Annotated in this window: 9 protein-coding genes; all 9 read right to left on the bottom strand. The window is 72.9% G+C overall.

All coding sequences use genetic code 11. The features are described 5' to 3' along the window. Positions 1–83 precede the first annotated feature (83 nt). Positions 84–812 (bottom strand): GntR family transcriptional regulator, encoded by a 729-nt coding sequence (locus tag ACGF3I_RS27680; RefSeq protein ID WP_393136575.1) that lies wholly within the window; start codon positions 810–812, stop codon positions 84–86. Between the two features lie 885 nt (positions 813–1,697). Continuing rightward, positions 1,698–2,213, bottom strand: a complete 516-nt coding sequence (locus ACGF3I_RS27675; RefSeq protein ID WP_393136573.1) for a hypothetical protein — start codon at positions 2,211–2,213, stop codon at positions 1,698–1,700. 44 nt (positions 2,214–2,257) lie between these two features. After that, positions 2,258–4,573, bottom strand: a complete 2,316-nt coding sequence (locus tag ACGF3I_RS27670; RefSeq protein ID WP_393136571.1) for a hypothetical protein — start codon at positions 4,571–4,573, stop codon at positions 2,258–2,260. 20 nt (positions 4,574–4,593) lie between these two features. After that, on the bottom strand, positions 4,594–4,965 hold the full coding sequence (locus ACGF3I_RS27665) for a hypothetical protein (RefSeq protein WP_393136569.1): 372 nt from the start codon (positions 4,963–4,965) through the stop codon (positions 4,594–4,596). Between the two features lie 177 nt (positions 4,966–5,142). Next, entirely contained in the window at positions 5,143–5,562 is a 420-nt protein-coding gene (locus ACGF3I_RS27660) for a hypothetical protein (protein WP_393136567.1), read from the bottom strand. A 48-nt stretch (positions 5,563–5,610) separates the two neighbouring features. Next, entirely contained in the window at positions 5,611–7,932 is a 2,322-nt protein-coding gene (locus tag ACGF3I_RS27655) for a xanthine dehydrogenase family protein molybdopterin-binding subunit (protein ID WP_393136565.1), read from the bottom strand. Then, positions 7,929–10,226, bottom strand: coding sequence for a 2Fe-2S iron-sulfur cluster-binding protein (locus ACGF3I_RS27650; protein WP_393136563.1), 2,298 nt, complete (start codon positions 10,224–10,226; stop codon positions 7,929–7,931). Before ACGF3I_RS27650 ends, ACGF3I_RS27655 begins: the two co-directional genes overlap by 4 nt. Next, positions 10,223–11,122 (bottom strand): FAD binding domain-containing protein, encoded by a 900-nt coding sequence (locus tag ACGF3I_RS27645; protein WP_393136561.1) that lies wholly within the window; start codon positions 11,120–11,122, stop codon positions 10,223–10,225. The genes ACGF3I_RS27650 and ACGF3I_RS27645 overlap by 4 nt, the downstream gene beginning before the upstream one ends. Positions 11,123–11,456: 334 nt before the next feature. Further along, on the bottom strand, positions 11,457–13,112 hold the full coding sequence (locus tag ACGF3I_RS27640) for a beta-N-acetylhexosaminidase (RefSeq protein WP_393136559.1): 1,656 nt from the start codon (positions 13,110–13,112) through the stop codon (positions 11,457–11,459). Between the last annotated feature and the right edge of the window lie 428 nt (positions 13,113–13,540).

The raw sequence follows: 13,540 nt of genomic DNA, 5'->3' as shown, positions 1-13,540 counted from the left end.
CGGAGCCCCATTGGCTCATACAACGCGGCGCAGGCCGGCGTGCCGCTCCCGGTACGGGGGCACGCACGGCCTGCGCCGTGTGGTTACGCGTCTCCGGTGGGCCCTGCGAGGGGCTCGGTCACCGCGCTATGACCTGTGCAAACGCGTAGGGAGTGCGCTTTTGTGGCTACCTTGATGGCTACGTAAGACGACATCACGCCTTGCAGCGGTCCTGACGCGGTCTTCGTCGCTATTGGGTTAAGGCGACTCCTCGGCACTCTTGTCCACCGTTCGATCAGCCCTTGTCCTTCCATCTGTGCGATGGCGGAACGCACGGCGGTCCGGGACGCACCGATCCGCTCGCACAGCTCCTTCTCAGGGGGGAAGCAGTCTCCCGCCTTCATTCCCTCGCCGCGCAGCAGGTCGGTTACCCGCTCGACCAACGGCCGGCGGTCGCCGGTCCCTGCCACGAACCACCTAGCACCCTGCACGGACTCGATCAGGCCCTCAACCTTGAATGCCGCAAGCGCCAACGGGCAGTGCGGACCGTACCGGCGGAACACTTCGAGCTTGAAACGAGCTTGATCCGGGCGCACCGTCACCGGGCCTCGCCGCTTTCGACTGCGGTTGCCCTCCAGCGAAAACGGCTCTTCGTCGGATCGGTCCCGGTCGATAATGCGCTCGGGCGGAGCCTCGCCGAACCTGACGAGGAACAGATGACTTTCGTCTTCCCACCCCTCGACCCAAGCCAGCCGTACGCCGCGGTAGTCGCCAACCTCGTTGCTGACGAAGACAGGAAGCTTGAGTTCAGCGGCGACCTTGGTGGCGTACACCTCCGCGAGGTCGTGCCCGGGGCGCCCTGACGGGGTAGTGGTAAAGCGCGCCCGGTCGCTGAATTCGTCCGGGTAGTGCTGCCCCGTGTGCTTAAGGCCAACGGCAACGCCGGCGGGGTGGACCTTCTTCGTGCGAGCGGAGTCAACCTAGACGCCGCGGAAGCTGCCGTACGCTCTAACAGAACGTACGACGTCCGGAGTGACGAGGCCGGCCTCGTTCCTGCGATTAGTGAGGCCCTCCTACACCAGGAGTCGCCAACTGCGCTCTTCTGCGACGGAGTTGGACTGGTTGTCGACGATGGTAAATCCGCGAGCCGGCGAAGAGCCTTGTTCGTTGCTGCCTCGCCGCCGTCGAACTGCTTGTTGTTGAGCGCTCCGGTGGCAGGGTGCTGGTAGCCGTAGGCCACGCCGGCGATGGCCTTAGCGTCGTAGAGGCGGCCGGCGTGGCTGAGGTAGTACCGAGTGGAAGCGCCGAACTCGTACCGCTTGCGGAACGCGAGCCCGCCGAGGTCGTCGAACTCGGCGATGGCCTTCTCAACGGCTCCTGCGTCCGTAAGGTCCTGAACCTCCAACCTGTACCCCCGTGTGGTCGGCGTTGCCCAGAGCGTACGCAACGGCACTGGCAACGACCTCTCCCGTATCACCGTTCCCTCGTCCAGGCGAGGCGTACACCCCCCTGCCTAGGGTGCGCGGACCGTCTCAGATTCCGTCTCGTTCATCGCCGTGCGCGAGCGTCCAGGGCCCTTCGCTCAGCCACGGCCGGCGCAGCGACCGTACGGGAATGAACGCCGCTGAACGTGTCCGGATCGTGCTCCGACCAGCGCGGACAAACCTGCAAAGCGAGGTACGCGGGTTCAATTTCCGCCACGGTCTCCAAAGCCCTTTTCAGTTACGGCACTTGAGGTGCTGCTTCGCGAATTGCGCGAACCGCTTCAGCAGGTCGGTCAGCGCCTCGCGGTTGCGCGGCGTGTCCGCAGCCCGGTCGGCGGTGAGTTCCAGCTCGACGTATTTCTCCGACAGAGGACGTGTGGGTCCTGTCGGCAGGTCCGGGCGTTCACAGAGGAACACCGCCCCCGCCCCACCGTCGTAGACCAGTCCTTCGTCACCGGCTTGCACGGGGCTGCCGTGCCTGCGCGCGTAGACGTTCCAGTCCGTGCCCTTGCCGCCGATTCCTCGCTCCACCTGGACGAGCAAGAAATCACGATCGTCAACGAACAGTGAGCAGTACGTGTTGCTCCGCTGTTCGAACACGTCGAAGGGGATGTCGTTGGTCTGCGAGAACGACCTACCAGTCGGCACGAGCGGGGCGACCGCGTCTCCGTTGAACGCCCCCCAGCACAAGCTCGTGGGGATGCTCGGCGCGGACGGTTCTTGCACGCAGCCGCACAGCAGGACCACCATGAGGCCGGTTATACCGACGGTGGGAGGCCGGGCCCCAACGCGTATCACTGGGCGCCGCCCGGAGGCTTGGCGACCCTGGCGCTGCTACGCCCGTCCGCATACGCGTCGGCAACCCCGGTGCTCGCCGTGCCCTGGTACTCCCTGATGTCCCGCTCCTCAAGACCCGCGCTGCGCCCGGCGCTGTACACCGCGCCGGCCGCGTGGCGCTTCGCGTTGGCCTCCGCCTGCGCGTAGGCGTCCGACGCCTCCTGGCTCGCCTTCTCCGTCGTGTCGCGCTGGGCCTCCTCCAGCAGGGTTGCGGAGACGTCCTCCTTGAGCCATTCGAGCGCGTCACCACCGGCCGGCAGCAGTTCGACGTACTTGCCGCCGACCGCGTCGATGATCCGGTTCGTCCACTCGGAGTTGTCCTCGACGGCCTTGTTGAATTCCTGGTCGTCGGCGGCGTGCTTCTCGTAAATGGCCTCGACGCGCGCTTCGGCCATCATCCCTGCGATCTGTCCGCCCGGATGCACCGCATTGCGCACCGCCTCGCCCACGTCGTGGCCGTGGTTCTCGGGGTGGACGAAGACGTCTCGCACGAGCAGGGTCGTATAGGCCTGTTGCGCATGGGAGATGGCACCGTACGCCTCGGGGTCCTGTGCCACGACTCCCAGGAATTGGCCCACTTGCGCTTTTTTGAAGTCCGCGAGCACTCCGAACGGTTTGGCCTGATGGGCACTGTTTTCCGCAGCTGCCTGCATGTCCGGCATGTACTCCGCCGCCATATTCCCCAAGTGCCCGGAAAGCCAGGCCAACTTGCCCGGCGCACCATCCTCCCCGTCCCTCAGAAGCCCCGGGTCCGAGCCGATCTTATGGACCACCCGCTCCATCACCCGCGCCATCCCCGCCGAATGCTCCACCGGCCGAGCCCCCGCCTCCCCCGGCGTCCGGCCGGTCACCGCCGCCTCCAGGGCGTTGCCCAGGGCGGACTGGAAGGGGGTGGTGGGGCCGGTGCCCCGTACCGTGTCGTACGCGTCGTCCGCGGGGCCCCTGTCCAGCAGGTGGTCGACCATGCCGAGCGGCGCCGGCCGGCCGTCCTCGCCCTTCGTCGTCACCGGGGTGTCGTCCGTGGTGACGATCCCGTTGCCGTCGGTGTCCTCGCGCACCGGCTCGTTGAAGAACTCCGACGCCACCCGCGGGTTGTTGCTCAGGGACGTCATGAGGCCGGTCAGCGGGTCGAAGCCGCGGCCACCGGTCTTGTCCAGGTTGAGGGCCAGGCGGGTGTCGTACGGCAGGCCCTCCTGGAACACCTTCGGGTGCCGGTGCTCGAAACCCACCATGTCGCGGGCGACCGGCAGCAGGAACTCCCTGTCGTACGTGCCGTGCCGCAGCAGCGCGCCGAGCGCCTGGTACCCGTACACCCGGGTCGCGACCCCGGCGACGCCGCCGACGTCCATCTGCCGGCGCCCGGCCCGCATCAGGGCGAGCGTCCAGCTCGCGTCGAGGTGGCCGGGGGTGCGGGGGCTGGTGGCGAGGCCGAGCAGGGGGCCCATGGCGTCCTGGATGTGCCGCACGGACGCGGCCCGGTCCGTGCCGGCCGGGCCGAGGCCCGTCGCGTCCAGGGAGAGGTGGGAGGAGAACTCCAGCGTGCCCCCGGCGCCCATGCGCCGGTAGAAGGACGTGGAGAACCCGGGGTCGCCACGGTGGTCGTCCATCAGCTCCTGGAGGCGGCGCAGCGCCTCGACGTTGCGGGCGGTGCCGCCGGGCCCGGTGACCTGCCGCGCGAGACCGACGGCGCGGGCCGCCTCCTCGTCGGCGAGGCTCGCGTACTTCGGCGCGGTGAAGTCGTGGGCGTCGGTGACGTTGCCGCCGAGCGCGAGCCGCAGTGCCTCGTCCGCGTCGTCGCACGTCTCGACGGCGGCCCGGACGCGCCGCTGCCACGCCTCGACGGCGCCCTTCTGCTTCTGGAGCGCCTGCGGATACCCGGGGTCGTGGCGGGCGGTGACATCATCCTGGAGGGGGTGGCGGGCGGCGGCGGTGCCGGTCGCGTCGATGACGACGCCGTTCTTCGCGGCGTCGTCCACGATCGACCGGAGCTCGTCCCTGGCCTTCCTGAAGGCGCCGTACCCGTCGAGGAGCACGCGGTGGACGCCGGCCGCCTCCTTGGCCGCGTCGTCGAACTGCCGGGCGGTGCGGGCGATGAACTCCCGGGTGACGCCCGCGTTCACACCGGCCCACGAGGCCCGCTCGGCGTGGGCGCGCATCCCGTCGTGCGCCTCGCCGGCGAGCCGTTCGAGCCGGGCCGCCATCCGGGCCCAGTCGTCGACCGCCGTCTTCAGCCGGTCCACCGGCGCGTTGAGGACGTCTGCGTAGTTCAGCATGAACCGGGCACCTCCCGGCCCTACTTGAGGTACTCGCTGAGCACGGACACCCGGGTCAGCGAGCCGAGGACCGCGGCGTCGTCCCTGGCGTGCCGGGCGGCGGAGTAGTCGAGGTGGTTGGAGATCTGCGCGCAGGCGTCGCGCAGGGCCGCGTACTGGCTCTGCCAGGTGTCGTGGACCTTCAACAGGGCTTTCCCGGAAGCGAAGTTCCCCGCGCCGAGTGCGCGCGCCGCCTCGAAGGTGGCGGCCCGCGCGTGGTCGCCGTCGCGCCGGAACGCCTCGTGGAGCCGGTACGCGTCCGAGCCGACCACCCCGAGGTCATCGGCGTGCGCGACCAGGTCCGCACCCCCCGCGCCACCCGCACCACGCCCGCCGGACCCGCCCGATCCCATCCCAACTCCCTTTCCCCGCACGCCCTTTGTCGTCCCTTTGCGGCAGCGTACGAGACATGGGCGGCGCTGCCCGGACGGTTCGGGGCCCCGGGAGGCGGCGCTCGGAGCACCGGCGGAGGTGGACGCCCCCCTCGCGCGCCGGGCAGGGAGTGGGCGAGCGGCCCCGCCCTTGAACCCTCAGAGCCCCGGGGCAGGGACGAAGCCCGGCCACCACCGGGGCAGGCCGCCGGGGCACGCGGGAGTGGCGGCGCCCTCCCAGCCGAGGGAGACGGCGCACCAGACGACACCGAGGAGCGTCACCGCGAGGGCGACGGCACGGAGAAGCGGACGGCCCGCCAGGAGGGCGCCCACCGCCACCCAGGCGAACAGCAGGGACGCCCAGAGGCCCGGGATGAACAGCCACAGCAGGAAGCCGCTGTTGGCCGCGTCGTTCACCCCCACGTCGCAGGCGCTCCACGACCTGCCCAGCAGCAGGGCCGCGGCCACCGCGAGAGCCAGCCCCACCGCCGCCCCGAGGCCTCCGCGCAACCGCCGGCCTTCCACCGGCCCCCCGTTGTCCACCAGCCCCCCGCTGTCCACCGACTCCCCGTCGTCCACCGGTCCCCCGTTCGTCGTCCGCCGCGGAAGGCTCCGCCGGGCAGAACCCTAGGACTGCTGGACCACCACCGCCGCCTGCGGGCGGATCGGGAGGCGGTTCACCGGGCGGCCGGTCGCCGCGCGGACCGCGGAGGCGATGGCCGCCGGAGAGGTGACGACGGGGACGGCGCTGGCCGCCTTCGCGCCGAAGGGGGCCACCACGTCCCGCTCCTCGACCAGCTTCACGATGCGGATGTCGGGGGCGTCCAGGGCGGTCGGCAGCGCGTAGCCCGTGAGGTCGGGGTGGCGGATGCGACCGCGCGAGGTGCGCAGGTTCTCGGTGAGGGCCGCGCCCACGCCCTGGGTCACACCGGCCTCGATACGGGCCGCGAGCTGGCGGGGGTTGAGGACGCGGCCGACGTCCTGGGCGACGGCGAGTTCGACCACGCGCACCGAACCGAGCTCGATGTCGACGTCCACGACCGCGCGGATCGCGCAGAACGCGAGGCCCACGAACGCGTCGCCCTGACCGGACTCGTCCAACGGCTCGGTGGGGTGCGGGCGGCACTGGGCGGTGGCCCAGAGTTCCTTGCCGTCCATCGCCTCGGTGACCGTCGTCGACAGCACCCCGTCGTACGAGGTGATCTTGCCGTCGGCGATCTGGAGGAGCTCCGTGGACATGCCGAACTTGTGGGCCAGCGGCTGGAGCAGCTGGGTGCGGACCATCTTGGCCGCGCGCTCCACCGCGCCGCCGGAGACCCAGGTGTGCCGGCCGTGGGTGGCGGGGCCGGCCGGAGGCTGGTCGGTGTCGACGGCGGCAACGTGCACCTCGTCGATCCCCAGGGTCTCCTGGACGATCTGGCGGGCCAGGGTGGTGAAGCCCTGGCCGGTCTCGACGGCCGCGCAGATGACGGTGGCGACCCCGTCGTGCACCTTGACCGTGGCCGTGGAGACCTCGTCGGTGCCCTCGGCGCCGAGCATGTGCACCATGCCGAGCGCATAGCCCACCCCGCGCCGCACCGCGTCCGGTTCGCCCGCGCCCTCGGGTCCGCCCGGCAGCAGCCAGTCGTCCTCGGGGGCGTCCTTGGGAAGGGTCGGGAGCGGGAAGTCCCGTACGGCGGCCAGGAGTTCGGCCACGGGGGCCGGGCAGGTCACGGTCTGGCCGGTGGGCAGCAGGTCGCCCGTCGCCAGCACGTTGCGCATCCGCAGCTCGGCCGGGTCGATGCCCAACTTCACGGCCAGCTTGTCCATTTGGCCCTCGTACGCCGCGCACACCTGCATCGCGCCCTCGCCCCTGACGTGCCCGGACGGCGGGTTGTTGGTGCGCACCGCCCATCCCTCGACGAAGGCGTGCGGCACGACGTACGGCCCGCACGCGAACGCGACGGCGGCGGCCAGGGACTCGGACGAGGCCTCGGCGTAGGCGCCCGCGTCGAGCAGGATCTGCGCCTCGACCTTGACGAGGCGGCCCTCGGCGTCCGCGTGGTGGCGGTAGCGCAGCAGGGTCGGGTGGCGGTGAGCGTGGCCGAGGAAGGACTCCTCGCGGGTCGCGGTCAGCTTGACCGGGCAACCCGTCCTCAACGCCAGGAGCCCGAGCGGGAGTTGGAAGCCGAGGTCCTCGCGGTCACCGGTCGCGCCGGGCACGCCGGTGACGACGACCTTGACGCGGTCCGGGTCGAGTCCGAAGCAGGCGGCGGCCAGATCGCGGTCGCTGTGCGGGTCGGTGGAGGCGGTGTACAGCTCGACGCCGCCGTCCGGGCGGGGCACCGCGAGGCCGGCCTCGGCGCCGATCGGGGCCGGGTCCTGGCGGCCGATCCGGTACAGGCCCTCGACCACGACCTCGCCGGTGACCTCGGGGTCGCCGTACTGGAGCGGGATGTGGCGGATCAGATTGCCGTCGGGGTGCAGCGGCTCGGCGGCGAACGCCTTCTCCGGGTCGGTGACCGGTTCCAGCACCTCGTACTCGACGGCGATGGCGGCGGCGGCCAGCCGCGCGGTGTCCGGGTGGTCGGCGGCCACGGCGGCGATCGGCTCGCCGTGGTGGCGCACGAACTCGGCGGCGAAGACGGGGCGGTCGGCGATGCGGCGGCCGAACGCCGGGTCGCCCGGAACGTCGGCGTGGGTCACCACGGCGCGTACGCCCGGCATGGCGGCGGCGGCCGAGGTGTCGATGGAGACGATGCGGGCGGAGGCGTGCGGGGCGCGCAGCACGGCCGCCCACAGCAGGCCCTCGGCCCACAGGTCGGCCGCGTACGGGAAGGTGCCCTCGGTCTTGGCCCGCGCGTCGACCGGCGCGAGCGACGCGCCGATGCCGTGCGCGGGCGGCTGCGGCTCCGGCGCCGTCGCCGGGGTGGCGCCGTCGACCGTCGCGGTGGCTGCGTCGTTGCTCACGCCATGCCTCCGTCGTGCGTGTGCGGGGGCTTGGCGCTGCCGGCCCCGGGGGGTGCCTGGTGCGGGATGCGGGCCTCGTCGGCCGGGTTCGCGCCGGCCGCCTCGCGGCCCGCCACGACGTCCTTCACGGCGTCGAGCACGCCGCGGTAGCCGGAGCAGCGGCACAGGTTGCCGCAGAGCGCCTGGCGCGTCTCCAGCTCGGTGGGGGCGTGGTTGCCTTCGAGCAGGTCGTGCACGGTCATGGCCATGCCGGGGATGCAGAAGCCGCACTGCACGGCACCGCTCTCGGCGAGCGCCCGCTGCACGTCGGAGGGTTCGCCGTCGGTGGCGAGCCCTTCGACGGTACGGACCTCGCTGCCCGCGGTGGTCGCCGCGGGCACCAGGCAGGACGCCACGAGCCGCCCGTCCACCTGGACGTTGCACGCCCCGCACTCGCCCTGCGAGCAGCCGTCCTTGGCCCCGGCGAGCCCGAGCCGCTCGCGCAGCACGTAGAGCAGCGACTCGCCCACCCAGGCCTCGGTGACGGGCCGGTCGGCGCCGTTCACGCGCAACACATAGGAGGCGCGGGGGTGTTCGAGCTCGGGCGCGCCCAGCAGCGGCTCGGGGTCGGGGTCCGTCCCGAGGGCACCGAGAACCCCGGGAGCCCCGGATGCCCCATCGGCTTCCAGCGCCTCGGAGGCGGGGGCGGCGGGTTTGCCGGAATCGGGCTCGGGCTCGGGGCGGGAGGCGGGCCCGAGTTCGGGTTCGGCGGCCGACGGCTCGGCGGGGGCGCCTTCGGGTGAGGGTGCCTGGGCGGCCGGGTCGTCGGAGGCAGAGTCGGCGGGGGCGTCGGGGGTGGAGGCCTCCAGCGCCTCGGACCGTGCGGTCCCGGCCGGTCCGTGGGCGAGGGCCGGCGTGGCGGCACCGCCTTCCGTGCCCGCCGCACCTGTCGCGTCTGTCGCACCGGGCACGTCCGGGGCGCCCGCGGCGCGGGCCTCGTCGGCCGTGCCCACTGCTGTCACCGCCGTCGTGGCCGTCGTGGCCGTCTCAGCCGTTCGCGCGGGCTGCCCGGACTCGGGCGGGCCGGAGGTCTCCGGCGCGGCTCCGGCGACCGGTTCGGCGGTGGACGCGGACGCCGTGTACGCGCCGTGGCGCGGGTCGATGTGCGCGCCGACATGCGGGTCGACGTGCGGGTCGTGCTGCCCGGGGTGGGGTGCGTCGTGATGGGGGGCGCGGTGGGCGTCGCCGTGCGGGTCGTAGCCGAAGGGTGCCTCGGGGGTCCCGGGGGCGCTGGGGGCGCCGGCTCCCTGGGACACCTCGGACGCTTCGGAGGGTGCGAACTCCTCGGCCCCGTCGGCCCCGTCGGACACCGGGGGCACCCCGGGTGCGGACGTGGTCGCGTCGGCCACCGGGGCCGGATGTCCAGGGTGCCCGGCGTGGCCGAGGTGCCCGGGGTGTGCGGGGTGCCCGGGGTGTGCGGTGGGCGCCTCGGCGGTGTCGGCCGTTTCGGTGGCCGTCGCCGCGTCCCGTACCACCGGCGCGTCCGGAGCCTCGGCCGCCAGGGGCGCGTGCTCCGGCGCGGGCTCCTGCCCCTCGGGGGCGGGGGCCGCGGCGGGCTGCGGGAGCTGGTTCGCCCAGGGGGCGGGGGCGCCGCCCGGCAGGGTGGCGGGCGGGGTCGAACCCCACTGCTCGATCAGCGAGGAGGTGGTGAACTCGCCGGATTCCTCCGGGAGTTCACCCTCGGCGACGGGGATCGTCCACTGGCCGGTACCGGCGAGCGACGGGTCGTCGGCGAAGTTCCACTGCGCCGTGGCGGACGGGTCGTGGGCGGGCTGCGTCGGGGTCGCGGGGACCTGCGCGGGCGCGGGCGGCTCCGGCCACACCACGGTCTGCGCGCCGGGCGCGGGGTCGGTGCCGGACGCGCCGGGCGCGCCCTGGCCGCCGAGGTCGGTCGGGATGCGCCAGACGCCGGTGGAACCCGGGTCCGTGGCGGCGGCGGGGGTGAGCGGCACGATCATCGGCGGCACATAGCCGTGTCCGGGCGCCGCGAGAGGGGCGCCCATCATGTCCATGTCCGGGGGCAATTGGACGAACGCCGTGGCGTCGGGCTCGTACTCGCCGCCGTGCGGAACCGGCTCCCAGCCACCGTTGCGGGGCACATGGGCGTAGCCGTGCCCCTGCGCCTGCCCCTGCCTCTGTCCCTGCTCGGATTCCTGCGCGCGCCGACGCCCGGTCTCCTGGTCGTACTCGTACTCGTACTCGCCCGCGTACTCGTTCTCGTTCTCGTACGCGAACTCGTTGTTCCGGTCGGTCACGACAGCGCCCTCCCCAGTGCTCGTCGGGCCAACGCGGCGACGGTGCGCCGCAGATGCAGTACGGCGGGCGAGAGGGGCGGCGGCGGTGAGCCGTCCGCCGGCGGCGCCGGGTCCGGGATGCAGGCGGCGGCCACGTACTCGCCGAACGCGCCGAGCGCCTCCGGGGCCAGCGCCGCGCGCTCGCCGTCCCAGTCGATGAGCGAGGCGATCCAGCGCTCCGCCTCCAGGGGGCGCAGCGGCATGGGCGCGATGGCGCCGACCGCGCAGCGCACCCCGCGCCGGGCCGGGTCGAGCACGACGGCGACCGACGCGGTGGCGCGGCCGGGACCGGTGCGGCCGGTCGCCTTGAGGAAAACTTGGGGAGCGTGCAGCAGCGGGACCCGGACATACCCGATCAACTCGGCCGGGGCGAGCATGTCCCGGCCGGCCAGCAGATGCGACACGGGGATCTCACGGCGCGCGCCGTCGGGGCCGGCGATGACCAGGGTGGCCTCCAGCGCAGCGAGCACCGGAAGCGCGTCACCGGTCGGGGCGGCGGAGGCGATGTTGCCCCCGAGGGTGCCCGCGTTGCGGATCTGCGGGGGGCCGGCGGCGCGCGCGGCGGCCGCGAGCGCCGGGATGAGCGCCGCGAAGTCCGGGCGCCCCATCCGGGCGTGGGTGAGCCCCGCACCGAGCAGCGCGTGGCCGTCCTGGTACTGCCAGCCGCGGATCTCGTTGATCCGGCCGAGCCCGACGAGTCCCGCGGGGCGCAGCAGGCCCCGGTTCACCGCCGCCATCAGATCGGTGCCGCCCGCGACGGGCACGGCGGCAGGCATGGCCGCGAGCGCCGCCACGGCCTCGTCCAGTGAGGCAGGCAGCGTCACGGACTGCGCCGCCTGCGGTGCGTGCGTGGTCAACCCAGCTGCCCCTTCCCGGTGTCCCGGCCGTACGACTGTGCCGTCTGTGGCCACCTGCTGATGGCCGTACCGTACGTGCTCACAGCCCGGACGTGGCAACTCTGGCACATCTTCCGGACCGGGCGACGGCAGGGTCCACGAAGCGCGGTTCCTTCCCCGACCTGGGGAATGTTCCGGTTTCACAGTCCTTGTACGACTTATGCGGTACGCCTCGTTCCGCACACCGGGCAGGGGTCACAGCGGTCTTCCTCGCAGCCGGTCGCGGCCGGGCGGCCGTGACCCGGGGCCACGGTCCCAGGCGGACGGCCACCGGACGGCCACCTCGGGCCCGGGCTCACCTGTTTGGGGGCGCCCCCTCGATCGGGCGTCCGAGCACACCGGGACGCTGCTGCCAGGGCAACGGGCCGGTGGGCGGCCGGTAGTCGACGCCGAGGGCGTCAAGGCGCTTGTAGTGAACGGTCATTCGCCGCTCGAAGTCGGCGAAGTCGCGCTCGGCGGGCGCGGGCAGCGTGCTCCAGGCGACCTCGGCGAAGGCGGCGAGCCGGGGGAACGTCTGGTAGTCGACGCGGGACTGGTTCTCCATCACCTCGGTCCACACATTGGCCTGGGTGCCCAGGATGCGGGCTGCGGCCTCGGGGGCGAGCTGGGGCGGCACGGGTTCGAAGCGGTAGACGTCCTCAAGGGTGCGGACGAAGCCGATCGGGACGGGCTCCTCGGCGCCGGCGGCCTGCCGGTGGTCCAGGTACACGTGCTGCTCGGGGCACATGACCACGTCGTGCCCGGCCTCGGCGGCGGCCACCCCGGCGCCGAAGCCGCGCCAGGAGGAGACGGCGGCGCCGGGCGCGAGGCCGCCCTCCAGGATCTCGTCCCAGCCGATCAGGCGGCGGCCGCGGGCGGTGAGCCAGGTGTCGAAGTGCCGGATGATCCAGGACTGGAGCTCGTTCTCCCCGGCGAGCCCGAGTTCCCGGATCCGCTCCTGCGCGACGTCCGACTTCTGCCACTGCTCCTTGGGGCACTCGTCGCCCCCGATGTGGATGAACGGCGAGACGTCCTCGGGGAAGAGGTCGAGCACCTCCTCCAACACGCCCTCGTAGAAGCGGAGCATGGTCTCCGTGGGGGCCAGTACGTTCGGATTGACGCCCCAGGTGTCCCAGACGGAAAGGGACGCGGTGTCGATGACGTCGGTGTTGCCGAGTTCGGGGTACGCGGCGATGGCGGCCTGCGAGTGTCCCGGGATGTCGATCTCGGGGACGACGCGGATGTGCCGCTCGGCGGCGTACGCGACGATCTCGCGGATGTCCTCCTGGGTGTAGTAGCCCCCGTGCGGCTTCTCGTCCCACAGGGGGGAGGCGCGATGCCCCCACTTGGTGCGGCTGCGCCACGCGCCGACCTCGGTGAGCCGGGGGTGGCGCTTGATCTCGATCCGCCACCCCTGGTCGTCGGTGAGGTGGAAGTGGAAGACGTTGAGTTTGTGGGCGGCGATCAGATCGAGGTAGCGCAGCACGCCGTCTTTGGGCATGAAGTGCCGTGACACGTCGAGCATGAGCCCGCGCCAGGCGAACCGGGGGTGGTCCTCGATGGTGACGCCGGGCAGCGCCCAGGGTTCCCGCCTCTCCCTCGGCGCCGCGCGCCGGAAGGCGTCGGGGCCGAGCAGTTGACGCAGTGTCTGGATCCCCCGGAAGACGCCGGCGGCGGTGCCGCCCTCGATGAGCACGGCGACGTCCTCGCGGGAGCGGTCGGTGGAGAGCAGGTACGCCTCGGGCCCGCGCCGCCCGGCGAGCTCGTCACTGACCCGCAGCACGATCCGGTCCGGGCCGCGCTCGCCGTCCGCGAGGGGCAGCCCGGTCGCGACTCCGACGGTTCCCCTCAGGAGGGGGGCGAGGGGGGTGGTTTCGGGGGTGGTGTGGAGGGTGGTGGTGGGGGTGAGGGGGGTGGGGGTTGGGGTGGGGTGGGTGCTGCTGGGGGCTGGGATGAGGTGGTCGATGTCCATCGAGTGCCTTTCTGGGGGTGTGGTGTGCCGGGGGTGGGCTTGGGTGCTGGAGTTTTCCCCACCCCGCCCCTTCCCGAGACCCTCCGGGGGTGGGGTGCTGGGTGGGCCGGGGACTTCTCGCGCAGTTCCCCGCGCCCCTGACCCCGGTCATGTGCGGACCGTGCTCGCTTCTCGCGCAGTTCCCCGCGCCCCTAAAACCTCGGTCGCGTGCGGGCCGTGGTCGGTTCTCGCGCAGTTCCCCGCGCCCCTGAACCTGCTGTCGGCCTCGCACCGTGCGTGGCTGGTCGCGCAGTTCCCCGCGCCCCTTAACGGGACCGGTGCGGGCCGGCATGCGCATCCTCAGCCCGTCCGGCGATTGAGGACGAGCGCCGTTCAGGCGCGATCGGGGTTCGGGGCGGAGCCCCGAGCAGGGGTGCAGGGGGCGGAGC

The sequence above is a fragment of the Streptomyces sp. NPDC048111 genome, from assembly GCF_043202815.1.
Lineage (GTDB): Bacteria > Actinomycetota > Actinomycetes > Streptomycetales > Streptomycetaceae > Streptomyces.
Note: the sequence above shows the minus strand (reverse complement) of the source record. Positions and strands in the feature narration are given on the sequence as shown.

Coding starts and splice junctions, on each gene's coding strand:
- ACGF3I_RS27675 (WP_393136573.1), bottom strand. CDS start 2,213: ATGGTGGTCCTGCTGTGCGGCTGCGTGCAAGAACCGTCCGCGCCGAGC.
- ACGF3I_RS27670 (WP_393136571.1), bottom strand. CDS start 4,573: ATGCTGAACTACGCAGACGTCCTCAACGCGCCGGTGGACCGGCTGAAG.
- ACGF3I_RS27665 (WP_393136569.1), bottom strand. CDS start 4,965: ATGGGATCGGGCGGGTCCGGCGGGCGTGGTGCGGGTGGCGCGGGGGGT.
- ACGF3I_RS27640 (WP_393136559.1), bottom strand. CDS start 13,112: ATGGACATCGACCACCTCATCCCAGCCCCCAGCAGCACCCACCCCACC.